This window comes from Alteripontixanthobacter muriae, assembly GCF_013336795.1.
GTDB classification, from domain to species: domain Bacteria; phylum Pseudomonadota; class Alphaproteobacteria; order Sphingomonadales; family Sphingomonadaceae; genus Pseudopontixanthobacter; species Pseudopontixanthobacter muriae.
In genome coordinates this window covers 1-24,052 of sequence record NZ_JAAFZT010000024.1, presented here as the reverse complement: position 1 = coordinate 24,052, position 24,052 = coordinate 1, and the positions used below count along the sequence as shown (strand labels likewise).

The window sequence follows — 24,052 nt, the reverse complement described above, 5'->3', positions numbered from 1 at the left end:
AGCGAGCAATACCTATCTTATAGGTTCCGGAGCAGTACGATAGGCAACGATGAAGCCGATGCAGCCGAGTACGCTCACAACACCACCAACAAGCGCCAATGCGGTCGCAAGATAGTCTTCGCCGCCCAGCCATTCGCTCACCATTGCCACGAGCGTGGGGGCGAGGCCGAACGCGACCAGACCGCCCACGGCGAGAAATGTGCCGATCGACAGGCCACGCAATTCGTTGGGAAGGAGCACGGCGAGCGCGGTAGCCGTGACCAGCCCTGTGATGGTTCCGCCTAGCAGCAGGACGAAGAGCGCGAAGCCGAACAGAGGGACGCTCTCAGCCAGAGGGAAGAGAACGGCCGGCAGAGCGATAATCGATCCGACGATCGCTGCGATGACGATCCCTCCGCGCTTGCCCGTTCGATGCCCCGCATCGGCGGCAATTCCGCCAATGATGGCGCCCAGAATGCCGGCTCCGAATATGACGCCTCCCAACCATCCGGCAAACTCCTGCGGAGTGACACCATAGGTTCGTGCGAGAACCGGGGCCGCCCAGATGGTCGCGGCGGCATCGGCCATTAAGACGCCGATCTGACCAATGAAGAGCGGGACCAAGAAGCGCCAGTAGCTAAAGAGCTCACGAAAGGTCTCGCCTATGGGCGCACTCGGCCCCACTCGCGTTTCCATCCGCGGCGGTTCCTTAAGGAAGGCAAGCGCAGCCACAACAAAGAGACTGGCGATCCCCAGCACAAGATGAATACTTCGCCAGGGCGCCAGTCCAATCAGCCCACCACGCTCGACGAATAAGCCAAGAAGCCAACCGCCGAGCGCGAAAGCAAGTCCGGCCCCGGCATATTTTCCGATCGTCAGCAGCAAGAGCGACCGTCCTCGGCGTTCCGGAAGGCATATGTCCGCAGCCAGCGAGATGGCGATGGTGGTGGAAATATTAGCGCCCAAGCTCCCGAGCATTCGCGCCACGAACAGCAGGGTCATGCTCTGCGCGAAAGCGGTCAGTAACGTGCCAGCCGTCCATGCGATGGCGGTCCAGAGCAACAGGCGCACGCGCACCGAACGGTCGACGAGCAGGCCGACGGGTATCGCCAGGGCTGCCAGCGGAATGGAGACGGCAAGACCGTTCAGCAGGCTCATCTGAACGTCGCTGAAGCCGAGTTCCGCTTTTGCCTGCTCCTGCACGGCAGCGAAGACGCCCAGCATGATGTTGCCGGTCGCCATGGCCAGCGCCAGCAGGAGAAGGATGGGCCAGGCACGCTGTTTCGCCGGAGCGTTGTCGGACGCGGCGATCGTTGCGGACGCAGAGCCGGTCATAGGGCGAAGATCTTTCCGGGGTTTAGTATGTTGCGGGGGTCGAATGCCCGCTTGATCATGCGCATCTGCTCCACTGCCTCACCGAGTTCGGCAACGAGCGATCCCTGCTTGCCCAATCCTATCCCGTGTTCGCCGGTGCAGGTTCCGTCCATTGCCAGCGCCCGCGCGATCAGCCGCTCGTTAATCCGGGCGACCTCTTCCAGTTCGTCGGGGATCGCAGGATCGATGGAGAAGACCACGTGAAAGTTGCCGTCCCCGACATGTCCCAGGATCGTCGCAGGGATGGTGCTCGCTTCCAGGTCCTCATGCGTTTCCGCAATACATTCTGCCAGGCGGCTGATTGGCACGCACACATCGGTGGCCCAGCCGATCGCACCTTCGCGCAGATTGACTGCGGCATAATACGCGTCGTGCCGGGCACGCCACAGCTTGCTGCGCTCCTCGGGCAGGTTGGACCACGCGAACTCTCCGCCGCCATTACCTTCGGCGACCATGCGGACGATCTCAACCTGCTCAGCGACCGAGCCTTCGCTGCCGTGGAATTCGAAGAACAAGGTCGGCGCTTCGGGATAGTCCAGCTTCGACCAGCGGTTAACCGCGCGCATCTGCAAGGCGTCGAGGATCTCCACGCGCGCTAGCGGAACGCCCGACTGGATCGCCTGAACGACAGTGTCGACCGCGCCGTCCAACGACTTGAAACTGCAGACCGCCGACGAAATAGCTTCTGGAATCGGATGCAGGCGAAGGGTGATCTCCACGATGATCCCCAGCGTACCTTCCGAACCGACATAAAGCCGGGTGAGGTCGTATCCAGCGGCCGATTTACGGGCGCGTCTTGCGGTGCGGATTACCTTGCCTTCGGGCGTGACGATACGAAGGCTCAGGACGGCGTCTCTCATGGTGCCATAGCGAACGGCATTCGTACCGCTTGCACGCGTCGATGCCATCCCGCCGATCGTCGCATTGGCACCTGGATCTATGGGAAAGAAAAGCCCGGAATCCCGCAGGTGCTGGTTCAGTTCCTCGCGCCTGACACCCGGCTGTACCACGCAATCAAAATCCTCTGCATTGACTGCGACGATTGCATCCATCCGCGTCATGTTTAGCGAAATGCCCCCACTGACCGCTGCAGCATTGCCCTCGATGGATGTCCCCGCGCCGAACGGGATGATCGGCACATTTGCATCGGAACACATGTTGACGAGAGTGATCACATCCTCCGTGCGTTCGGCGTAAATCACCGCATCCGGCAGCATGTTCTGGTAATGCGATTCGCTTGATCCGTGCTGTTCGAGAACCGCATCTCCGCTCTCGAACTGGTCGCCGAACCTCTCCCGCAATCGATCCGAAAAACCGTCCGGCATGTGGCGCTTCGCGGGAGTGTGTCCGGCGTCCGACATTATCTTAGAACCTCATGCTGGCGCGGACGCCGTAGCGACGGGCATCGCCCATAATCCCCAAGTCGGAGGCAGGAAGGCCGGCCAGGAGCAGCGTGGTTTGTTCGATGTAGCTTTCCCAATAATCTTCCTGGAGTGCGTTTCGCACGAAGGCCGCCACTTCGAACGGCCCCTGGCGGTAGGTTGCAGCCGCGCCGACCAACCAGTAGCTGTCGAGGAACGTTGGCGTGGTTTCGTTCAGCGTACCGGCGAGGCGCTCGCCCTTGCCTGTTACATTGGCGCTGAGGACGAACTCGCTGTCCCCGCCGAGATCAAAGGTGTATTCGGTCGCCAGATTGGCCATCCAGTCCGGCTGGAAAGTGAGCCGGTCCGAAGACAGGGTACGGCCGGTCAGCTCTGTGTAAGGCGTCGTGTCGGTCAGCCTTGCATGAAGCAGCGTCAGCCCCCCCGTAATCGTCCAGGCGGGCACAGGCCGAAGGAAGCCTTCCAGTTCCAGTCCGTAGCTTTCGACATCGCCAGAATTGAGGTCCACCGTTACCAGCCCGCCACCCGCTGCAGGGGCGATGGAATTCAAGCCGATATAATCGGAATAATCATTGTAGAAGACAGCAGCGGCAAAACTGGCGCGATCATCAAAGGAAGCGAATTTGCCGCCCACCTCGTAGGTCCATGCGCTGTCGCCATTATAGGTCCGAAAGGGCGCTGTGGGAGCATTGAAGCCGCCGCCGCGATATCCGCGCGCAATCGAGGCATAGGTCATCAGACCGGGCGTCCAGTTGCGTGTCACCGTCAGTTTTGGCTGAACCTGATCGGACTCGAGAGTTGCTTCCGGGAGCGGCCCACCGGAAGGCGGCAATGGTCCGACAGCTGTAATCACGCTGCCATTGGCGGTACGATCCTCGTGATCGTAGCGAAGACCCAGCGACACCTCCCATTCCGGCGAAGGCTCCCAGAAGAGGGTGCCGAACACGGCATACGTATCGGCGCGTGTTTCGTTGGTGGAGCTGCGCACAATGTCGAAGGGCAGACCGGTGAAGGCTCCCTTGATCGTCGAGACATCCCGAGCGGTTACTTCTTCCCTGCTGTAGAACAAACCGAACAGCGTCGAAAGTGTGTCGGAAAACTGCGTGTCCAGCCGCAGTTCCGCTGTCTTCGTGCGCAGATCGTCCCCACCTGTCGATCGGACGAAATCGCCCGATCCAAAATCTGCATCGGCATCATCGGTAGCGCTGTCGCGCGCATCGATCGCGCCGATCAGGGTCAGGTTGCTTCTCATGCCCTCCAGCGGCATCTCGAGCTTGGCGTTGACCCCGCGGTAGCGATATTCGACCCGGTTGAGCGAATTGACCACAATCTCGCGCGAATAATCGTCTGGCCCGGCTACACGCGAATAGGGCGTGTTCACCGTGTCTATGCCGTCGTAATACCCATTGATTGTCAGCGTAAACGGAGCAGGGGTGAACCGCACGGTTCCGTTGACCGAATTCGAATTCAACGGATTGCCATCGGCATTGAGCAAGGTGTTGCGGATGAAACCATCCTGCTCCTGGTGCGATGCCGCTATTCGCACTGCAAGCCGGTCATCAATGATGGGCGCCGAGATCGAACCGGCGACCACGAGCTGATCGTCGGGACCGGCATAGCTGGCGCTTGCCCGGCCTTCGAAGTAATTGCCGGGCTGGCGGGTGATGACGTTTATCGCGCCGCCCAGCGTGTTCTTGCCGTAAAGCGTGCCCTGCGGTCCGCGCAGCACTTCGATCCGCTCTACATCGAGTAGAGGATTGTTGAGATAGGCTGTGTTTGGCCGGTAAATACCATCCACGAACAGGCCGACCCCCGGCTGAACCGATTGCACCAGGGTCACACCCACTCCGCGGATCGCAACAAAAGCTCGCCCGCCGCCATCGCTATTTATGTTCAGCCCGGGTGCCAATGCCGCAGCCTCGCGCACGGAATTGAAGCCGCGGGCGGCGAGCACGTCGCCATCTATTGCGGTCACCGCAATCGGCACGTCCTGCAATGTTTCTTCCCGCTTGCGAGCGGTGACGACGATCAATCCTTCATTGAGGTCTTCAGCGGTGACGGGATCACCCGTGGTCTCGCCTGTCGCGCTGACAGGGTCATCCTCCAACGTTGTCTGCGCCTGCGCGGCATTTGGCAAAAAGGCGAACGCGGCCACGGTGGCAAGAAGCTCAAGGCGGAACGGCAATCTCATCAGGCTCTCCCAACGTCCTTATTTAGGACTTTTGTTATGCGAACCTGTATGACAGCTACAGCACCTGTCTTAAAGGCGCCAATCTTTGCCGTGCGTCAGAGAGAGTGTGCCGAAAGGCTTACCAGCAGGTATAGCCCCCGTCGGCAAGAACGATGCTGCCGGTCATCAGAGATGCCATGTCCGATGCTAGGAACAAGGCAATCGAGGCGACTTCCTCCGGTTCGCCCAACCGCGCTTGCGGGGTGCCGTCGATCCAGCGGCGGTACATTTCGCTTTCCCGATCCGCAAAGGCGTTCAGCGGCGTCGCTATGTAGGTGGGCGCCACTGCGTTCACCCGTACGCCGCGGTCCGCCCACTCGGCAGCGAGACTCCTGGTAAGCTGGTGAACTGCCGCCTTGGACGCGTTGTAATAGCTCTGCGCTTGCGGCCGATTAACGATGAAGCCGCTCATCGATCCGATATTAACGATGCTGCCCTTCCCCGCCGCCAGCATGTATCGGCCGAACGCCTGCGCGCACCAGAAGGTGCCGTTGAGATTGACGTCCAGCACATTCAGCCAGAGTTCGTCGGGCACGTCTTCTGCAGGGGTTTCGCTGCGCGCGATGCCGGCATTGTTGATGAGGATGTCAATCCTGCCTTCCATTGTCAGCATCGCTTCGGCGGCGTCGGCAGCCGCCGCGGGATCAGTCACGTCCAGAACCTGTCCGCGGCAATCACCGCCGCTTTGGGCAAGCTGTTCGACAGCCGATGCAAGTGCCTTCTCGTCACGGTCGCCAATGACTACGCGCGCTCCTGCTTCGCAAAGCGCCTCTGCGCAGGCGAAGCCGATGCCCTGCGCGCCGCCCGTTATGAAAGCTGCTCGACCGTCGAGCCGCAGTTTCTCAAGATACATGACGGGTCCTCAGTCAGGAAGGAAGAGGGCGGCAGGCATGGGCGGTTCCACCACGGTTTTGCCCGCTGCAAGTTGGTAGGCCAGCCGGTCGTCATTCCATCGGCCCCAGGGCAAAGTTCCGTCCTTGGCGAATTCGACCCACAAGCCATGTATGCGGCGGGCCAAATCGCTTGGCGGATTGCTGCCCGCAAGCCCCTTTGGACCGGTAACAGTATCGAGTGTGTCGAACACGAATGGCAATTCTACACCATGGCAGGCCCCCAGTTCGCCATCACACGCCGGTGAACGCCACTCCATCTCGTAAAGCCAGCTTCGCCCCCCATGAGCGGTAGCATATTGCCGTGCCGGCCAGCGGAAGACGAGATCGGTCGTCGCGCGTGTGAAGGCCTCGCCCGGCTTTAAACCCCGTTGGCCCAGACCATAGGCCTTGAGCGCCTTTCGCGCCTTCGGTTGGGAGCGTGAGAGCAGCCACCATGCAAGCAAACCAGGTAGCTTGTTCCTTACACCGGTCGGCACGAAGTAGAGGTTCATTTCCTCTGCGTTCGTGCCGATCAGCACATCGATCCGGGACCCGGCACCCGCACGCAGAGCATCGATAGGCTTTTTCGGCAGCACGTCGTCGCCATAAACCGGAATGAAGCGGCTGATCCCGTAAACCGGCTCAAAGCCTTCTTCGTCGCGCAAATCGATGGCATTGGGCTTCGAAACGGCTTCGATTGCGTCCATCAATGCGTTGTCTGAAACCGAGCGAAAGCCAGCGGTATCGGGATTGATGCCGAGCTTCTTTGCAAGCTTCTTGACCAACCTTTGTGCGACCTTGATGTCTCGTACCATCCCGCCATGTCCACTCTGGATTATGGCGCGGCCGAACAGCCCCTCAGCAAGCGGGGACGTAACCAGATCGGCGATAGCCATCGCTCCGGCACTCTCACCAAAAGCAGTAACATTCGCAGGATCACCGCCGAACGCAGCGATATTATCCTGCACCCATTGCAGCGCGAACAGGATGTCGCGGAGGCCCAGATTGGTCGGAGCACCCGGCACCGGAAGGAAGCCGTCAACGCCGAGCCGATAATTCATGGCAACGCAGATAACACCCGACTTAGCGAATGACGCACCGTCGCTGATGGTTGCATCCTTGCTGCCGACAACGAAACCACCGCCATGCACCCAGACCATGACCGGCGCGTCCTTCGCATCTTCGGGTGCCCAGACGTTCAACCGCAGATAGTCACCATCGCTGCCATCACTCCCTTTGCCGATCAGGGGTTCGACGTCGATCTGCGGGAACTCCCTGACACGATGGGGTGCTGCCGGACCTCTATCCGCAGCGTCCAGCACACCTGACCAGGGTTCGCGAGCGTTCGGCAACTCGAAGCGCTCAGGAGGGGCAGCGTATGGCACGCCAAGGTACTCGACTATGCCGCCTCGCAACCTGCCGCGAACTTTTCCGCCGGTAATCTGGATTTCGTCGACGCTCTTGATATCATCCATTCAGCCTGACTGACACGTGGCAGCAGGAAGTGCATCAACCATCATTATGCCATCTGGCAGTATGGTTTTGCCGCACACCGGGAAGCGGTCGCCAATCCGCCGGTTTGCTGCTTCACCAGAATGCCTCCACTCGCAGTCTGGAAGACCATGGTTTCGTCAGCTTCGCAGAATACAGGAAAACCTGCCTGCGCAAACCTCTCCGCCCCGCTCATTGGCGGTATCGAGGCGGGCGGTACCAAATTCGTTCTATCGGTCGGCACTTCTCCTACTGAAATACTGGCGAGCACGACGATCACGACGGCCGATCCTCAGATCACTCTGATGCAGGCTGCAGGATGGTTCGAACAGTTCGACCAGTTGCAGAGTCTGGGGATAGCCAGCTTCGGCCCAATTGATCTCGATCCATCATCCTCTCGGTGGGGCCATATTCTCGAGACGCCAAAACCTGGCTGGACCGGCTGCGACCTGCGCGGTTTCTTCGCAAGACGCTTCAGCATTCCGGTCGGCATCGACACGGATGTCAATGGCGCTGCACTAGCAGAATTTCGTTTCGGCGCCGGTCGCGGAGCGGTATCGCTCGCCTACATCACCGTTGGAACCGGAATCGGGGTCGGCCTGGTCATTGATGACAAGCCCGTTCTGGGACTGGGTCATCCTGAAATGGGCCACATTCTTCCAAGACGCGCAGAAGGTGATCAAGATTTTCCGGGCGTGTGCCCTTATCACGGGGATTGTCTGGAGGGCCTTGCATCTGGCTCAGCCATAGCTGCACGCTACGGTAAGTCGCTGTCCGACCTGTCGCCTGACCACACAGGTCGCCGCTGGATAGCAGAGTATCTCGGCCAACTTTGTCATACCCTCGCTGCCACAGTAGCTGTTGAGATTGTCGTACTCGGCGGAGGTGTTATGCAGACACCTGGTCTGATCGACGCGACTAGGAACGCCGCAGACATGCTCGATCAAGGCTATTTGCCCGGTCGTGCCCGTCAGCGTATCGTCATGCCTCAACTTGTACCCGGTTCAGGCGCCGTAGGGTCGATCCTGCTCGGTCAGCTAGCTTTGCAGGCAGGCCATCATCCGAGGTGAGATTCGGATGATTATTCCTCCGCTCTGAGGCAATTCGATGCCATTGCTGAGCCTCGCGCTGCAACCAATCCGAACTTCGCACAATGGGCGCGAATTGCATTGATGATCATGGTGCGCTGGCGAACCAGCAGTTCGCGCAAACGGTGCAGGACAAGCACCGCCTGTCGCTCTGCACTTTTTACGGGAACAAAGCGCATGGTCGGGCGGCGTACCCCTTCGCAGATCGCCTCGGCATCGGCAGCATCGTTCTTCTGTTGCCTGAGATATGCCTTCACATAGGCTGGCGGCATGAGCCGCACCTGGTGCCCCAGGGCCAAGATCTCACGCGCCCAATGATGCGAGGTGGCGCAAGCCTCTATCCCGATCAGGCAGGGAGGAACCTTCGCCAGCGTGTCGAAAAGTGCCGAACGCCGGACCTTCTTGCGCCAGACAACGGCGCCTTGTGCATCGACAGCGTGGAGCTGGAAAACAGACTTGGCCAGATCAAGGCCGATCGTGGTAATCTCCATGGTGAATGGTCCTCTTGCTCGAGCTGCTTCGACAACAGCCCACAATACGACTCACCGTCGTTCAACACAGGGGCCATCCACCTCATCAGTATAATCGCAACTTGTCTCCGATCGACGCAGCTCTCCCCTTTCCCGGCATGGCCCAGGCCATGAGGTTCACCTCAGGAGAGGAGTTGAAGTAGCTGTGCACGTGGCGTGGACTGAGGCGAACTTCTGTAGTGCCTTCATCTGGCGGAACCGCAGCATCGCCCGCTTCCGTTGCCGGAACGGCAGGTGTGAGTTCTCCACCCGGTTGTTGGCCCAGCGGCCGGCCTCCTGCTTCTCGGCACTTCCGAGGTCAGTCATGGCTGCCTTGTAGGAGCGCATGTCCTCTGTGGTGATCGTTTCAGGCGATCCGTGACACGTACCTTCTTCATTAACCGCAGAGCAGGTGCTTGTCTCTGGTCTCCGGGGAGCCTTTTTTGCGGCCGAGGCGGCAAGTTTATCACGCAGTAAGATGCGGCGGGCTCATCCATCTGTAATTTGGACACGCTCTATTTCCGACTTCGTAGAGGTTCCTTTTTCGCAGGTGAGATGATCCACAGCTCGCCATCGGCAGCCGGTCTTGCAACGATAATTTCGGCGGCCTGATCACCCTCCCCCGACAGCCGTAACCAAACCGGCGGAGTGCCTCTATCCGGCGGATCGAAGTCCGGAGAGGTCGCCAGTAAATCGACCATCTCGTCAGGCATCGGGTGAAATTGCGCCTCTCCTGCGGGGATGTGCTGCCCGAGGAACGGCAGGACATCATGTTCGGTTTGAAGCCGTGCCAACGTCGTTCGGCCCGTGGGCGGTAAACCCGAACCCGTTGCCCGCCTTCTCGTGCTTCTTCCGGTAGTCCTGCAAATACTTCCACAGCTTCGGGGTCAGCGTGTACTTCGCGTCCACCTCGTTGTGCGACTGGAGGGTACTCCCGAGCGTTGGCCATTCCTCCTCGGGGGGAACGAACCGGTCGAAATCGTCGAAGCTGAACCCTGCATCCTCGCGAAAGCCGACGATGAAGATCCGCTGGCGCTTCTGCGGCACGAATGGTGCAGAGCTGATGATGCGGGTCTGGATTTTATAACCCAGATCCTTCTCGAGCGTGGTGCGGATGACCTCGAATGTGCGTCCCTTGTCATGGCCTTTGAGGTTCTTCACGTTCTCCAGAAGGAAGGCTGCCGGGCGGTGATGATCGAGAATGCGGGCAATCTCGAAGAAGAGGTTGCCCTGTTCCTCACAGGCAAATCCGTGCGCACGGCCGAGCGAGTTCTTCTTCGATACGCCTGCCAGCGAGAATGGCTGGCAGGGGAACCCCGCCAGCAGAACATCATGCTGGGGGATCAGCGCGGGGTTCTCGCCATAGGGACGGATATCCCCTGCAAACACATGATCGTCGCCATCGGGGAAGTTCAGGAGGTAGGTCTTCCGCGACCAGCGGTCCCACTCGCTCGTGAAAATGCACTTGCCGCCGATTGCCTCGAACCCGAGCCGCATGCCTCCGATGCCGGCGAACAGGTCGATAAAGCGGAACGCGGGCTTTTCCGATGATTCAGGCGTCCTCACCCGCGCAATTTCGCGCATCTTCTCGCCAACCAGCTTAGGCACCCTGCTCTCGCCTGCAATGTAGCGCTTGATCTGCCGCACGGACTGGCCGAACTCCTCGGCCAGTGCTTCTGCATCAAGACCCGCCTTTGCAAAGTCGGTGGCAAAGCTGCTGGTTTGCGGTTTCATGTACTCTCCTGGACGGGACCCGAGCTGGGTCATCTGCTGCCGGAACGGCATGGAGAGTCCCGGAAGGCAAGGATTTGTTCCTGATTTGTTTCGGCGCCGTCCACAGGTCTGCAGTACCACTCCTCCCGGTATTTGCCTGACGCCCCTCGATGCGGCACATCCGGCGGCAACTTGATTTCAACAGTTCCTTGTCAGGAAGGTGCGATGGACAGCAAATCACTTGGACGCCTCACGCGTGTCGACCTTCGCGAGATCTGGCTCAGCGAGGCCACCGACTTCACGCCATGGCTTGCGCGCGAGGAAAACCTTTCGATCCTCGGCGAGACATTGGGGATGGATCTGGAACTGGAGGCGCAGGAGAAGGCGGTGGGGCCCTTCCGCGCCGACATCCTGTGCAAGGATCCAGGCTCACGTGACTGGGTGCTGATCGAGAACCAGCTCGAGCGCACCGATCACAGTCATCTGGGTCAACTTCTCACCTATGCCTCGGGCCTTGATGCAGTGACGATCGTCTGGATCGCCGCGCGGTTCACCGAAGAGCACCGCTCGACCCTCGACTGGCTCAACCGGATCACAGACGAGACCTTCCGCTTCTTCGGGCTCGAGGTTGAACTCTGGCGCATTGGGGACTCCCCTGCCGCACCCAAGTTCAACATGGTCTCGAAACCCAATGACTGGTCCCGCTCGGTCCATCAGGCCGCGCGCGCGATCGATGAGTCCGAGCTGACCGACCTGCGCCTCCTCCAGCGCGACTACTGGGACGGCCTGCACACCGAGCTCGACAGGCAGGCAGGCCCGGTCTCCGGCAATCGCAAGCCTCAGCCGCAATCATGGATGGCCTATCCGGTGGGCCGGAGCGAATTCAACATCGGCGCGGTCATGATCAGACCGAAGCGGCAGATCAGGGCCGAGCTCTATATCTCGACCGACAAGGCCAAGGCATACTTCCACCTGCTGCAGGAGCAGAAGGCTGCGATCGAGGAGGAGATCGGATACCCGCTCGACTGGGAAGAATTGCCGGAGAGGCGCGACAGCCGGATCTCGGTCTACTTCGACGACGTTGATCCGGAGGCGAAGGAGGACTGGCCGCGGCAGCACCAATGGCTCGCTGTACGCCTAAACGATCTGCACAATGTGTTCTGTAACAGGGTCCGCGTCCTCGATGCCGCCGAGTGGGCAGATCATGGCAACGAGGCTGCGCCCCCTGCACTCGCCCAGAGTGGCAGCATCGCCAGCTGATCATGGCAATTCCCGACGATCAGCCGAATATCTTCCAGATGTATGTTGCTCACGGGAAGGCTGGATTCTGGCTGCGACGCACAACATGGGACGCGACCTGCGCGAAAGTAGTGGCGGTAGGAGAATTGTCGGGTTGTCCACCCTACTACGGCAACCCGCCGGTCCTGGCGGACATCTATTCGCTGGACGGGAAGCTGAAGGAAGAGCTTGCCCGTATTCCCGCTTCAGGGACGTACAAGACCTGGCGGCAGATTGCTCCGCCCGACTGGGCAGCACATGCGATTGAGCGGAACCCGGACAGCTCAGAAATCAAGGCGGCTCTGGGCCGCCACGGTCATCGGCAGGAGCAGGCTGGAAATGCCGCCGAACGCGTGGCACTGTCTGTTCCCTTTGCCCGCAAGGATGAAGCGAAGGAGCTGGGCGCCCGCTGGGACGCTTCGCAGAAGGTCTGGTGGATCGCTGACAGTGAAGTTCGCGCGTTGCAGAAAGCGTCTGAACTCGGCTTCTTGCCGGATTCCGGATCCTGACGGCGAGCTTCCCAAGCTGCAGCACACTGATGAACGCCGGTCCGAAGCGTGACGGAATGTCGGGTATGCGCCCTAATTTCGGTTATTAGCCCTCTCCCGGCAATTCCCTGAAAGCAGACGCTTAGTGAACCTCCGACGCTGGCCACGACAGGAGTGAATAATAAAGCGGCTAGTCTCGTTCCATTGCTCAAGGCATTGCTTGATGGCTCATGTAGAAACAGGCTCAGTTTGCGATCGCACTTTTACGATACCTACGAAACGCATTGGCAAGCTGCATCTGCCGGGGTGTGCGGCACTCGGCCTCAAAGACTTGCGATGAGCCGACCAGAATTGTCACGCGTTTCGCGCGGGATGTCGCAACGCTGAAACGATTGAGATTGTAGAGAAACTTCATCCCTCGCGGAGCGTCCGCATCCGGCAGCAGGTAGCAGGTAGCGGGTTCTTTGCCAGCCAGCACCCGGTAAGCCTCCTTGATGTGTGGCGCACATCGTCGATCACGATCACCGGAATGACTGGCGCGGTCCGCATGATGGTTTCGATCGGCTTCATGAGCAGGCCTCCGGATGTTCTAAACAGTATGCGGCCGCCGCTCCCGACAATCCCGGTTGCGGGTGAGTGACGAGTTTCACGGGAATGCCCTTCATCAGATCGGCGAAGCGCCCCTTGGCAGTGAAACGCTCGGCAAAACCTGAGGATTGCAGCGTCTTGCACAGGCGCAGGCCCAGCCCGCCGGCGATCGCCACGCCGCCGAAGCCGCCTTGGGTCAGGGCCACGTCTCCGGCTACGCTTCCGAGCGCCATGCAGAACCGGTCGACAGCGGCTGCGGCAAGGTCATCGGAGCCTTCCATGCCGCGCTTCCAGATTTCGACATCGTCCAGGTCCGATGGAGTGCGGTTTTCCAGTTCGCCTAAAACCTGATGGATCTCGACGATAGCTGGGCCGGATACAACGCGCTCGACCGAGACGCGCTCATGGTGCTGGCGCAGATGGGCAAGTATCGCGTCCTCCACCGTGTCCACCGGGGCGAAACTCGCATGACCGCCCTCAGTCGCCCGCACACGATAGCCGCCCTTTCCATCCCGATAGAGATACGCCACGCCCAGCCCGGTGCCGGGGCCAATCACGCTGATCGTGCCTTCATCCGCGAATGGATGTTCAGGGCCAGTCAGGTGCAGCAGGTGGTCGTCATCCGCTCGCGCTATCGAATGCGCGATGGCAGCGAAGTCGTTGATGACGGTCAGGCGCTCGATACCGGTGTCCTCCCGCACATCATCCAGCGAAATTGTCCAGTCATTGTTGGTGAAGCTGATCGTATCCTCGCTGACAGAGCCAGCAATCGCCATGGCCAGACCGTCCGGAAGGGTTCCGCCGCAGCATTCGCGAAATCCCTCCCACGCACTTTCAAAGTCGGGATGATCCTGCGTGGCAAAAGTCGACACTTCGCCCAGAGCGATTTTGCCGTCGTCCCCGATGGTAGCGATGGCGAAGCGGGCATGCGTTCCGCCGATGTCGGCACAGGTGATCTGCATGGCCGTTCCCTACAAACCCGCGGTGGCAAGCATGGCGGAGCCGCCCTTTTCTGCTTCATCGGCGTAATGCCGGAACATGGCGAACAACTCGCGGCCCATCCCGCCTTGCGCTTCGTCCATCGGTGCAGGCTCCCGTTGCGACAGGTCCGCAGCGGCGGACAGCGTTCCGTCGGTGGCGCTCAGCCGCACGATATCGCCATCGCGGAGCAGGGAGAGCGGGCCACTCCCAGCGCTTCGGGCGGGCAGTGTATGGCCGCTGGCACCTTGCCACTGGCGCCCGACATGCGCCCGTCGGTCACCTGCGCGACGCGATAGCCCCGATCCTGCAAAACACCCAGGACCGGGGTCAGCTTGTGCAATTCGGGCATTCCGTTGGCGCGCTCAGCCGCCTCAACGTGCCGAACGACTGATTTGGGGCCTCGCAAGTACGGACCGTCGGCCAGACCATCTATGTTTTGCCGCCGAACTTCCAATAGATCCATGTCCCCCCCCAACCAACGCGCACAGCATCACCCAATGCCTAGCGATTCTCAATTGCAGCTATGACTGCTTCTGCCGTTGCCTTCGCTCCGCCTATCGTTGGATGAAACGGGGACTCAGCTATGGCTCCCCATCCCTTGGTCCAGGGCGCAGCCGAGCAGGCATTGTGCTCAACTCCGGCTGCGTTCATGTCGACAATAGTCGCGCCGCTGCTTAAAGCCGCCGCTTGAGTCACAGTTGAGAGCTGGCTTTCGACCTGTCGCATCACAGCCGCGTCACCTGCGCTCAATCCTAATGCTTCGCAGGTGCCGCTGCGCGGAAGGACCGTCGGATAAGTCGCTATTATTACCTTCGCGGATGGCGATCGCGTGCGAATTGTTCGGATAAGCGCAACCAGGTCGCGCTCTAACTTGCCGTAGTCGCGCTGATCCGCGCTGGGAGGACCGCTCCACAGATTTCTCACCATCCCCCCAAGCATCGTATCCGATCTGCGGGCTGCTAGGAGGTAGAGATCCCGTACAAAACCAATATCATTTCCGCCCACCGTGATGGTTACAAGCTGCGTCTGAGGACCCAGCGTACGAATTTGCGCGTCTTGGAAAAACTGCCCGCCGGTCAGCAGATGCTTCGTGACCGAACCGCTGCAGGTCATGTCGACGAGCCTAAGGCCGAGCGCCCGGGCGACGCGGGGTGGATAACCCTCATTGCTTCTGCTGCAGAGTATCGGACTGCCAGCCTGTCTTGGGCCGAGCCCGGCTCCAGCTGCATACGAGCTGCCCAGCGCTACATACTCAGGCTCAGCTGTCGGTGTCCGGCGCGCATCCAGCACCAGACCCAGCGCGATGACCAAGGCGAGCATGATCAAGGCGCTCAAAGCGCCGAGGCCGAAACGTGCCACTCGTCTTGCAGAGTGCCAAGATCTCACGCGGCCATTCCGGCTATGCCGCGGGTGAGCCACGTTCGGATTCGGTCCACAGACCTTAGGCCGTCTGGTGTACCAGGGCGATCGAGAGGTGCATGTTCGGCTTCAGGAAGTATTTCGTGCCACACTGCGATACCGGCATCCGATAACCTCCTCGCATAGGGCTCACTGCTCCGACGGAGTGCATCGCGCCCGCACGTAAGTACGAATGTAGGAGGGAGGCCTTTGGGATCTGCAAAGGCTGGAGCTACGTGCGGGTGGTCGTCATCAGCCGCACCGGACCAGTTGGCAAACATCTCGGCGACCCAAGCGTCCGACGGCAGCTTTGTGACCGCCAGCTCGGCCGCCATTTCCGGCGTCGGGGGCGGTAGACGGCCTTCGAGGACAGGATAGGCGAGGATCTGCGAAGCCGGAAGCTGTTCACTGGCGTCGAGCAATCGATGGACTGCGCTGGCCGCCAAGCACCCGCCTGCGCTGCCTCCGCCAATATGCAGGCTGTTTGCGTCGACGCCAAAGTAATCGCAATTGGCGACTGCCCAATACCAGGCACTCAACACATCTTCGAGCGGTGTCGGGTAGTGAACGCCTCCGATGCACATCCGATAGTCGACCGAGAGCACCGGGATGCCACCTACTGCAAGTTCCATCGCCAACCAATGCGCCTCCTTCGCATCGAGGCTACCAAGCACGAAGGCGCCGCCATGCACCCAGACCAGCGCCGCGGTAGGCTTGGGCGCGCCATTGGGAGGTAGGTAAAGGCGGGCGCGAACACGCCCGTGACCATCCTCGCTCACTTCGCGGAGACGAACCGCGCGCAATGCCGGGCAATCTGCAAGAAGCCGATCTTGCCACAACTTGCCATCTGGAATGCCCCCCGCAGCCTCGACCAGCCGGAGCACATCAGGAAAGGGAGGCAAAGCGGTGCTGACACCGCTCCCCAACGAGTCGAGCGCCCTTTCGCGCAATCGCGTTGGCAAGGCCTTGATGCCGCGCACCAGGAACCCGATTGCTGCGAAAAATCGCCGTCCCCGATCGGGTGGCAAGGGATGTTCGGCAGGTGATGCAACCACGTCAGGATCCGGTTCTGTTCAGCGTTGCGTCAAATGAGCATCAAAGAATTCGGCTGCTCGCTGCATTGATGTGGTGGTCTCAGGAATGCTAGGTGCCAGCGCCTGAAAAACATGCGGCATCCCTTCGTACAGGTCGAGCACTACGACATGCCCGCCGCTGCGGATGGCTTGATAATGCCGCACGAAGTGACTGAGGAATATTTCTCGCGTGCCGCCTTGTATTAGCGTGGGCGGGAAAGCTTGAGAGTAGTCGCCATATACGGGAGACACATACGGGTTCTTCTGGTCAGCGGGCGCGGCGTAGGCGTCGGCCCCCCACTGCAAGCTTTCAGCATCGAGCGATGGGTCGGCCCTCTCAAGAGTGGCATAGCTGTCGCCGGTCCCGGTGATGTCTGACCAGGGTGACAGGAGATAAAGCGCCCCGGGCAGCGGCACTTGCTGGTCTCGCATCTTCAACACAGCGCCGGCCACAAGTCCTCCGCCGGCGGAGTCCCCGAGGAATCCAATCTGACCCGGCTGGCGATCGGCCAAAACGCCGCGGTAAACCGCAATTACCTGGTCCGTTGCGGTCTGCCAGTTGCCGCGCGGGGCCAAGGTGTAGTCGATTGAAATGACCTCGTCTCCGCTGGCAACAGCCATCAAGGCGGGGACAGTCAACGAAGTCCTGGCGGAAAACAGGACGTATCCGCCGCCGTGCGCATAAAGAAGAGTGCGGCCTCGCCCGGTGTGGCCGGGAGGTCTAACCCGCAGGACCGGGACGCCGCCGATGGTGTCTTCAACTGCGGTGATGCCAAGAGCCTCCGCGTTTGCCGCCACCCTCGGGCCGATTAAAGCCTCTGCCATATCGTTGCGCCGATCCCAGTCCTCGTCGGCGCTGGGTGCGCTTCGCGGCGCCTGGGCCATCTGGCTAAGCAAAACATAGACCTGCTGGAGCGCTACCTTCGCCTCGGGCGAAACGGTTTCTGGTACTTCGTAGCGCACTGTTTTCTCCATTTCTGTCGATTGCCCCCGGGGGCTCGCGGCGACCGCACTGCCGATGAGTGCGGTCAGTGCGGTACTCGTTAGCGCAAAACCGACTGCGCTTCGGGCCATAGTGATCATTTCGCCTTTTTGACCGGCAGGATCGCTAGGGCCGCGAGTAGGACGGCGATTAGTCCCGTGAGCCAGATCAACCGGTAACTTCCGGTTGATGCGATGATCACGCCAGCGAGGGCTGGCCCGAGTGCCTGACCTAAGTTGCCCCCCAACGCTGCGATGCCAAGATCTCGTCCAGCACACTCACGATCAGGTAGAACATCAATAAACAATGCTTGATCCACGACGAGAAAAGCACCGAGCGCGACGCCGGCAACGATGGTCTGGGCGAACAGAGCGGGCAATGTCGGCCAAATCAAAGGCACCGCCATTGAAGCCGCAAACAGCAGAGAGCTTGCGATCACGAAAGGTTTACGTTTGGCCAGTCGATCAGACAGACGGCCTGACAAGAACATGGCGATCAGGATGCCGGGCAGTGCGGCTACCAGCAGTAATGGAGCAGTTTCAGCAGCCTCCTCTGCACTAAGGGCAGGACTGATGTAACTCTGAAGCATATAAACGGTGAGTGCTGTGCTCACCGCGAAGCCGAACATGAGCAGCACCTTAGCGATCCAAACCCAACGATAGTCACTATCGCGCAGAGCGATCGTAAATGACCGCAGGTATCCGACTGCCGTGATAGGCGCGACGGTCATATGCGTCGACGGACGGTCTCGCGACAGGAGCACGAACAGCAAGCAGAAGACGGCAAGAGTGAAACCGAAGGGTAAGTAGCTCGCCACGCCGAAGCGTTGGAATAGCGCACCGGCGACGACTGCTCCTAGTACCAAGCCGAGCATCGCGCCCAAGCCCGTCACACCGGATACGGTTCCAATCCTATTCTCAGGTACCCTATCTGCAACAGTTGCCTGTAGTGGCGCCATGGCGGCGTTCGTAGCCATTTGGACAACCGACCACATCAGGGCGAGTGCTGCGACAGTCGCGGACAGATAGATGCCGACGAGGCCAATAGCAGCGACAAATGCGCCTCCTAATATCCAAGGTCCCCGTCGACCCCGAACACTTCTTGTCCTATCGGACAATACGCCGACGATTGGCTGCGCCAACATTGTCATGAAGACACCAACCGAAATGACAAACGCGAGATTGGCGGCCCTCGCCGCATCGAAGCGGTCTAGAAGGCTCAGAAGACGGCGCTGCTCGGAACTCGGCAAGACCTCGCCTGCGCCCACCTGCGCCTTCAGTCCGATAAGCTGTTGTAAATCTATCGCGGCGTCTAATCCGCGGAAATGCTGCGCAAACTCGATCTGCTGTACGTGCAGCGGGATGATCAGGTTTCCCAATCCGCCCCAGACGGCTGCGATCGACATCGCGGCGAGCGACAGGAGAAGCATGTACCGGCGGAATGGAGCGCCGTCCGTATACTGAGGCTCAAGAAAGGCCCCTTCCTCGTCACTCGATCTGTTCGTTAAGCTCGCGGCGGTCATATTCCCAAGGCCGAGCCTGACAGAAGGTGGCGCGATCCATTCGCTGTTGAGCGATCTCCATTCGGCAGACCGTTCCGGCGCGCTATAGCCCCGTAAGCTATCGCTGAAGGCTTGATGTAACGGCGCTGTGATGTGCGATTTACATCGACCAGGCCAAAGCGAGGCCCGTAGCCGGCAAGCCACTCGAAGTTATCGAGGAGCGACCAATAGTAGAAACCCCGCACGTCCACACCATCGGTAATTGCGCCATGAAGTTCTTCGAGAACTTCTTCGATGAACGCTTGGCGTCGCCTGTCGTCATCTCCTGCCCATCCGCTTTCAGTTACGATGATGGGCGTTTGGGTCTGTTCCCAGACATAGCGGCACACCTGGGCAAGTGCCTGCGGACGGTCCTCATAGCCCATTACTGTAAGAGGGTGCCCCGGTTCGGGTCCCGCCGAACCATCGCTTTGCGATACTATGCGGGTGTAGTTTTGTACGCCGATGAAATCATCGCCGCGAGCGGCCTCCAGGAACGGGGTGATAGTTTCCGCGATGCGCCGATCTCGGTGAGCCTCCCCGCCCTCTGCCGCAACTTCGTCCTGGATGGCGAGTGTAACGCCTACCTGGACCTCCGGTCTGACCGATTTGATTGCATCGCGGCCCATGGCGTGAGCTGCGAGGCCGTGACTAAGGAGTGCTTCCTCTGGCGTGAACAGGAACATGCTTGTCAGGGGAGAGCCAAGCGCCGCCTCGGCAGCCTTAACAGCTGACTGGGACGAGGGATCTGAAATAAGGCTCTGGATCTTTTCGCGGACTACGAGCGGTACATTCAGCTCATTCAAGGTGCAGACAATGCTGAAGCCCTTCAGCGCTCGCACGCAGTGCTCGCAATATCGTGCAAAGCGCTCCGGAAACTCCGAACTCGTCATGCCACCCTTGCGCGCCAGCCATATGGGCGCAGTGAAATGGTGAAGTGTGATGATCGGTTCGATGCCACGCTGCAAGCAGGCGTCGATGCAACGCTGGTAGTGGTCGAGCGCCGCAGTAGAAAACTCCCCTTCGTTTGGCTCAACACGAGCCCACTCAATGGAGAAGCGGTACGATGTCAGCCCCAACGCCGCGAGAAGTGCGACGTCGTCTGCGAACCTGTTCCACTGGTCGACTGCGTCGCCAGATGGCTCCCGGAAAAGGGATGGTCGAGCGTGCTCCAGCGCCCAGCAGTCGGAGTTGAAGTTACTCCCTTCAACCTGATGTGCAGCGGTCGCCGAACCCCAGATAAAATTGGCAGGAAATGCGGCAGTCATTACAAATGGTCCTTCAGAGTTCGCGCTTCTTCGGATGCTGTGGTCCAGGTCCAAAGATGGGAGACAGCGATCTTGGGCGTCAGAACCGCGCGTCGAGCGACAGCCCGATGACGCGATTGCTCTCCGGCCCCACAAACTGCGAGAAGGAAAGTGGATCGAGTTGTTGCGCGGCAATCGGGGTGGCGAAACGAGTCGAAGCGCGGAATGTATCGAAGATATTGCGGGCAAAAACAGACACACCGAACTTCTTGTCGCTCGTGCGGACTCCAAAACGTCCACCGAAGATTGCTGCGCCCTCGGTCGCCAAGATCGGGTCGTTGGCGGCATTGGAGAATGACTTCGACCTATAGACCATGTCGGCTTGAATAAAGGCGTCCAGCGCGCCAGAGAGCGCAGTGGTGTACTCGGCGCTGGCGGTTACGTTCCACTTGGAGGAAGCAACAAGCTGTTGGCCTTCGGCGCTTACTACCACATTACGGAAATCAGCGATCGAGTAGCCGGGGCCGTATTCAGCATCGAGGTAAGTCACGCCTACATTTGTCGTCAGCCCGCGCGCCAGCCGGCCGAAGAGCTGGGCAGACACGCCCTTGGACGTCAACTCAGGAGCGTTACCGAAAATAAATGCTGGTATCGAAGGGTCGAAGAACTGGGCCTGAAAATCATCGACCTTCGTATAAAATGCAGTAGCGTTGAGCGCGGCCCGACCGTTGGCAAGAGTGGCCTTGAAGCCGACTTCGGCCGACTTCGGTATCTCCGGCTTGACTAGAAGAGGTGTCGCAGGGTTGGTTGCCGTATCGTTGATCGCCGGACCTTTGTAGCCGCGAGTATAGGTGGCAAATGCCATGACGTCCGGAGTCACATCGTACTGCGCACCCACGCGGTACGAGAAGTATGTGTCGGTTGCCCGACCACTTATAGCAGCCGAAGGTGCGAACGGCGCAAGCGCGCCGGGTACCGCCGTCGAGCCGGGCGAAGCAGCTCTCACGTCTTCACGACCGATGCGGCCGCCGAGAATGAAGCGGAGCCGGTCGCTGACGTTGATTGTTGCCTGTGCGAAGGCGGCATAGCTTTCAGTGCTAGTGCTTACCGGCCGCGACTGACCCAGAGTTAGGCCGCAGAGCGCCGGCGCAGGCAACGGGCAGGCACCAATCAGGGGCAGGTCAGCAAGGACTTGACCAGACTGAACCGTTAGGGCGTCGAGGTTGCTCTTGAAGTAGTAGAGGCCAGCGACGTACTCAGCCAAGCCGGTGTTCGATGAGGAGACACGCAGTTCTTGGCTAAAGTTGTTGATGCTGTCGTCCACTGTTTGGAAGAACCGATTGGCCGTCGTGCTGTCGGCATCTTGATCCGTGCCCGACCTGACCCGCCGGAGGGCGGTGATCGAAGTGAGCGTGGGGCCCCCGATGTCGAGGTCGATCTGGCCGGAGAAACCATAGCTTGTCGCCGACGAGACGATGCTGGGGTCGACGCAGCCCTCCTGATTGTCGGGACGGATTTCAACGCCGCAAGCTGCAAGGCGCGCAGTCAGTAGGCTAGTCGGACTGGATGCGTAGACTGCCCAGGGAGCGCCCCCCTCCACGTCACTGTCTGTGTAGTCCGCAGAGAGGTTGACCGAGGCGCTGTAGCTCGGCTCCCAAAGGAAGCGAGCACGGGCGGCCTTTGCTTCGCGGCGGGAAAAACTTCCGTCAAACAGATTGCGCTGAACTTGCGGGTCCTGACTATATGAACCCGTGACCCGGAGCGCCGCGTTGGCGGCGATCGGCAGATTTACGACACCGCGGCCGATATAATTATTGCGCGTGCCGATGTCGGCGTGTGCTATTACCTCGACGCCGGAGGGATCAGGCGCATTAGTGGTGATATTGATGACGCCAGCCGAAGAGTTGCGTCCGAACAACGTTCCCTGCGGCCCTTCGAGTACTTCGACGCGCGAGACATCGAACAGCAGCGGCGGGTTGGTCGAAGTGTTCGCAAGCGAGACACCATCGACTACCACGCCCACGCTACCTTCGGACGAACGTGAGAAGGAAAGGCCGCCAATCCCGCGGATGCTGAGCGCACCGAAACCAGGAGGGCCAGCGTTGCTGAGCGCGGGAGCAGCGCGCGCGAGATCTTCAACGGCATTGATATTCTGCCGGGTGAGCTGCTCACCGCCCACCAGAGTGACCGCGACCGGTACATCTTGCAGGCGTTCTTCACGCCGATTGGCGGTGACAATTATGGTGCCGACATCTGCTTCTTCAGCCGCAGTCTCGGGTGCTACTTCGTCCCCGGGAACCTGAACGGACTCACCAGCACGAAAAGTCTCCGTGGTTTGCGCTTGAGCCAGCGACGCAATCGTCAGCAGGCTGCTGCCCAGTAGGACATTGAAAGCTCTCATAGCGATTTCCTCTCCTGCTCAGGCTTAATCCTGAGTCGCGATATGCAGCAGTAATCACCTCAAATAACTTCCCGTCAAGAACGAAAGTAAGTTGACCAGAGCTAAGGTGCGGGTGAGAGAGAATTCTCTTTTGGAGCGGATCGGCTATAAACATGTGACGCCGACCCAACGAAGGATCAGATCAATCACGACCTCATCAAAGTCCCCGCGGCCTCGTCGCACTCAGGCGGAACGCACTGAAGAAACGAAGGCTGCTCTAATCGAAGCGGCAGTGACCGTGCTGCACCAGCAGGGATATAACGCGGCTACCACGGCTGTGATCGCAGATGAGGCCGGCGTAAGCCGGGGGTCCATCATCTACCATTTCAGCACGCGGGCGCAGTTGATGTCGGAGGTAATTACCTTCGTCTATGAGAAAGAACGACACCACTACCAGGAACTAGCGCGAGAGGGCGTCGATCTAACGCGGCTGGAAGCGTGGCCCTCAATCTTGTGGGAAGTCTTTAGTCAGCCCTCGGGGATGGCCGTGATCGAGGTTTTGCAGGCCTCGCGGAGCGATCCAGAGCTGGCTGCGCTGGTGATCCCTACTCAGAAAAGTGTGGAGCAGGCTTCAGTCGATGCGATCATGGGCTGGATTCCAGGTGACGCCGCCCACACCAAGGCAACTGTTCGGCTCTTTGTGTGGGCAATTCGTGGCTTGGCATTATCGAGCGTCTTATCGCCCGATAAGGCCGAAACAGAGGACGCAGTTAGCATATTTCAAAGGTTGATCGAACGATCTCGATCGGGTCGCTCAACGTCCGTGGCCTGAGAAAAAGTGTCGCCTGTCCGCTAGATCGTTTGCAAAGCTGTCAGTCTGCAAGCGGCTCAAAAACTTCTTTCATCGCAAGGGTTGCTACGGACGCGCCTCCAGGATCATGTTGAACGGGCCTTCGGCGGCCCTCCGCACGCTGCCGAACCCGGCTCCCGTCAGGAGCTGTGTAAGCTTCTCCTGACCTGCTTGTGCGCCAAGCGCTTCGCCGACCTCCTGTGCCAGTGAGGTTGGCACACAGATCATGGTCGAGGCGTTGTAGTAGAGGCGACTAACCGGGTTGCCGATATTCTCAGCCGGGCTGTTTCCTGCGATCGGCTCCACTATCATCCAGGAGCCGTCCTCCTTCAGCAGCTGCCGCATGTGCTCCGCGCAACCCTGGGGATCGCCCATGTCGTGCAGGCAATCGAACATGGTGATTAGGTCGAAGTCGGTTTCCGCGATTTGCTTCGCGGGTGCTGTCTTGAAGCTGACTCTATCACTCAGTCCGTGAGCTGCCGCATGGGCCGTCGCCTGCCCGATCGACTGTTCGTGGAAATCGTAGCCGATGAACCGGCTGTTCGGAAAAGCTTCGGCCATGATCAAAGTGGAGAAACCGATCCCGCACCCAACATCGGCAATTTTTGC

At 59.9% G+C, this 24,052-nt stretch carries 19 protein-coding genes and 3 pseudogenes; 4 read left to right on the top strand and 18 right to left on the bottom strand.

The window, feature by feature from the left end; translation table 11 throughout:
• Positions 1 to 12 precede the first annotated feature (12 nt).
• The 5 genes from G7A66_RS08850 to G7A66_RS08830 all read right to left on the bottom strand — a co-directional run bounded on the left by G7A66_RS08850 (position 13) and on the right by G7A66_RS08830 (position 7,312).
• Positions 13 to 1,314: an MFS transporter gene (locus G7A66_RS08850; RefSeq protein ID WP_174295335.1), complete on the bottom strand. Its 1,302-nt coding sequence runs from the start codon at positions 1,312 to 1,314 to the stop codon at positions 13 to 15.
• The gene (locus tag G7A66_RS08845; protein ID WP_174295334.1) at positions 1,311 to 2,714 is read right to left on the bottom strand and encodes an FAD-binding oxidoreductase; all 1,404 of its coding nucleotides are present in this window, start codon (positions 2,712 to 2,714) and stop codon (positions 1,311 to 1,313) included. Before G7A66_RS08845 ends, G7A66_RS08850 begins: the two co-directional genes overlap by 4 nt.
• A 4-nt stretch (positions 2,715 to 2,718) precedes the next feature.
• On the bottom strand, positions 2,719 to 4,926 hold the full coding sequence (locus tag G7A66_RS08840) for a TonB-dependent receptor (protein WP_174295333.1): 2,208 nt from the start codon (positions 4,924 to 4,926) through the stop codon (positions 2,719 to 2,721).
• A 118-nt stretch (positions 4,927 to 5,044) separates the two neighbouring features.
• Positions 5,045 to 5,818: an SDR family NAD(P)-dependent oxidoreductase gene (locus tag G7A66_RS08835; RefSeq protein ID WP_174295332.1), complete on the bottom strand. Its 774-nt coding sequence runs from the start codon at positions 5,816 to 5,818 to the stop codon at positions 5,045 to 5,047.
• Positions 5,819 to 5,827: 9 nt separating this feature from the next.
• A complete protein-coding gene (locus tag G7A66_RS08830) occupies positions 5,828 to 7,312 on the bottom strand; it encodes a carboxylesterase/lipase family protein (RefSeq protein ID WP_174295331.1) in 1,485 nt (494 codons plus the stop codon).
• 147 nt (positions 7,313 to 7,459) lie between these two features.
• Between G7A66_RS08830 and G7A66_RS08825 the strand changes: the two genes are divergently transcribed.
• Positions 7,460 to 8,398, top strand: a complete 939-nt coding sequence (locus tag G7A66_RS08825; protein ID WP_174295330.1) for an ROK family protein — start codon at positions 7,460 to 7,462, stop codon at positions 8,396 to 8,398.
• Between the two features lie 47 nt (positions 8,399 to 8,445).
• On the opposite strand, the pseudogene G7A66_RS08820 reads toward G7A66_RS08825, so the two are convergent.
• From G7A66_RS08820 to dcm, 3 genes and pseudogenes are all read right to left on the bottom strand, one after another.
• A pseudogene (locus tag G7A66_RS08820) lies at positions 8,446 to 8,907 on the bottom strand (IS110 family RNA-guided transposase); the annotation flags it as partial.
• Positions 8,908 to 9,096: 189 nt separating this feature from the next.
• A pseudogene (locus G7A66_RS14620) lies at positions 9,097 to 9,396 on the bottom strand (DDE-type integrase/transposase/recombinase); the annotation flags it as partial.
• A gap of 297 nt (positions 9,397 to 9,693) precedes the next feature.
• On the bottom strand, positions 9,694 to 10,659 hold the full coding sequence (dcm, locus tag G7A66_RS08810; protein ID WP_174295329.1) for a DNA (cytosine-5-)-methyltransferase: 966 nt from the start codon (positions 10,657 to 10,659) through the stop codon (positions 9,694 to 9,696).
• 204 nt (positions 10,660 to 10,863) lie between these two features.
• Here dcm and G7A66_RS08805 point away from each other — a divergent pair, with 204 nt between their 5' ends.
• Together G7A66_RS08805 and G7A66_RS08800 are read left to right on the top strand one after the other, a co-directional pair.
• Complete coding sequence (locus tag G7A66_RS08805; protein WP_174295328.1) at positions 10,864 to 11,898, top strand: DUF4268 domain-containing protein; 1,035 nt, start codon at positions 10,864 to 10,866, stop codon at positions 11,896 to 11,898.
• Between the two features lie 2 nt (positions 11,899 to 11,900).
• Positions 11,901 to 12,425, top strand: coding sequence for a DUF5710 domain-containing protein (locus G7A66_RS08800; protein ID WP_174295327.1), 525 nt, complete (start codon positions 11,901 to 11,903; stop codon positions 12,423 to 12,425).
• A 390-nt stretch (positions 12,426 to 12,815) separates the two neighbouring features.
• Here the strand turns inward: G7A66_RS08800 and G7A66_RS14225 are convergent, their stop codons facing one another.
• The 9 genes and pseudogenes from G7A66_RS14225 to G7A66_RS08755 all read right to left on the bottom strand — a co-directional run bounded on the left by G7A66_RS14225 (position 12,816) and on the right by G7A66_RS08755 (position 22,614).
• Complete coding sequence (locus G7A66_RS14225) at positions 12,816 to 12,974, bottom strand: hypothetical protein (protein ID WP_232366767.1); 159 nt, start codon at positions 12,972 to 12,974, stop codon at positions 12,816 to 12,818.
• Positions 12,971 to 13,954: a glucokinase gene (gene glk, locus G7A66_RS08790; RefSeq protein ID WP_174295326.1), complete on the bottom strand. Its 984-nt coding sequence runs from the start codon at positions 13,952 to 13,954 to the stop codon at positions 12,971 to 12,973. Before glk ends, G7A66_RS14225 begins: the two co-directional genes overlap by 4 nt.
• 9 nt (positions 13,955 to 13,963) lie before the next feature.
• Positions 13,964 to 14,334: pseudogene (locus G7A66_RS08785) on the bottom strand (phosphogluconate dehydratase); the annotation flags it as partial.
• A 140-nt stretch (positions 14,335 to 14,474) separates the two neighbouring features.
• Positions 14,475 to 15,332: an SGNH/GDSL hydrolase family protein gene (locus G7A66_RS08780; protein WP_174295325.1), complete on the bottom strand. Its 858-nt coding sequence runs from the start codon at positions 15,330 to 15,332 to the stop codon at positions 14,475 to 14,477.
• A 23-nt stretch (positions 15,333 to 15,355) separates the two neighbouring features.
• Entirely contained in the window at positions 15,356 to 16,426 is a 1,071-nt protein-coding gene (locus tag G7A66_RS08775; protein WP_174295324.1) for an alpha/beta hydrolase, read from the bottom strand.
• Positions 16,427 to 16,444: 18 nt separating this feature from the next.
• Positions 16,445 to 17,527: an alpha/beta hydrolase gene (locus G7A66_RS08770; RefSeq protein WP_174295323.1), complete on the bottom strand. Its 1,083-nt coding sequence runs from the start codon at positions 17,525 to 17,527 to the stop codon at positions 16,445 to 16,447.
• Positions 17,524 to 18,948: an MFS transporter gene (locus G7A66_RS08765; RefSeq protein ID WP_174295322.1), complete on the bottom strand. Its 1,425-nt coding sequence runs from the start codon at positions 18,946 to 18,948 to the stop codon at positions 17,524 to 17,526. The genes G7A66_RS08770 and G7A66_RS08765 overlap by 4 nt, the downstream gene beginning before the upstream one ends.
• Positions 18,945 to 20,234: a glycoside hydrolase family 1 protein gene (locus G7A66_RS08760; RefSeq protein WP_174295321.1), complete on the bottom strand. Its 1,290-nt coding sequence runs from the start codon at positions 20,232 to 20,234 to the stop codon at positions 18,945 to 18,947. Before G7A66_RS08760 ends, G7A66_RS08765 begins: the two co-directional genes overlap by 4 nt.
• 79 nt (positions 20,235 to 20,313) lie before the next feature.
• Positions 20,314 to 22,614 carry a TonB-dependent receptor gene (locus G7A66_RS08755; RefSeq protein WP_174295320.1) on the bottom strand — a complete coding sequence of 767 codons (2,301 nt, stop codon included), beginning with the start codon at positions 22,612 to 22,614 and terminating at the stop codon, positions 20,314 to 20,316.
• A 106-nt stretch (positions 22,615 to 22,720) separates the two neighbouring features.
• On the opposite strand from G7A66_RS08755, the gene G7A66_RS08750 reads away from it, so the two are divergent.
• The gene (locus G7A66_RS08750; RefSeq protein ID WP_332310523.1) at positions 22,721 to 23,425 is read left to right on the top strand and encodes a TetR/AcrR family transcriptional regulator; all 705 of its coding nucleotides are present in this window, start codon (positions 22,721 to 22,723) and stop codon (positions 23,423 to 23,425) included.
• An 84-nt stretch (positions 23,426 to 23,509) separates the two neighbouring features.
• Here the strand turns inward: G7A66_RS08750 and G7A66_RS08745 are convergent, their stop codons facing one another.
• A complete protein-coding gene (locus tag G7A66_RS08745) occupies positions 23,510 to 24,046 on the bottom strand; it encodes a class I SAM-dependent methyltransferase (RefSeq protein ID WP_332310522.1) in 537 nt (178 codons plus the stop codon).
• Between the last annotated feature and the right edge of the window lie 6 nt (positions 24,047 to 24,052).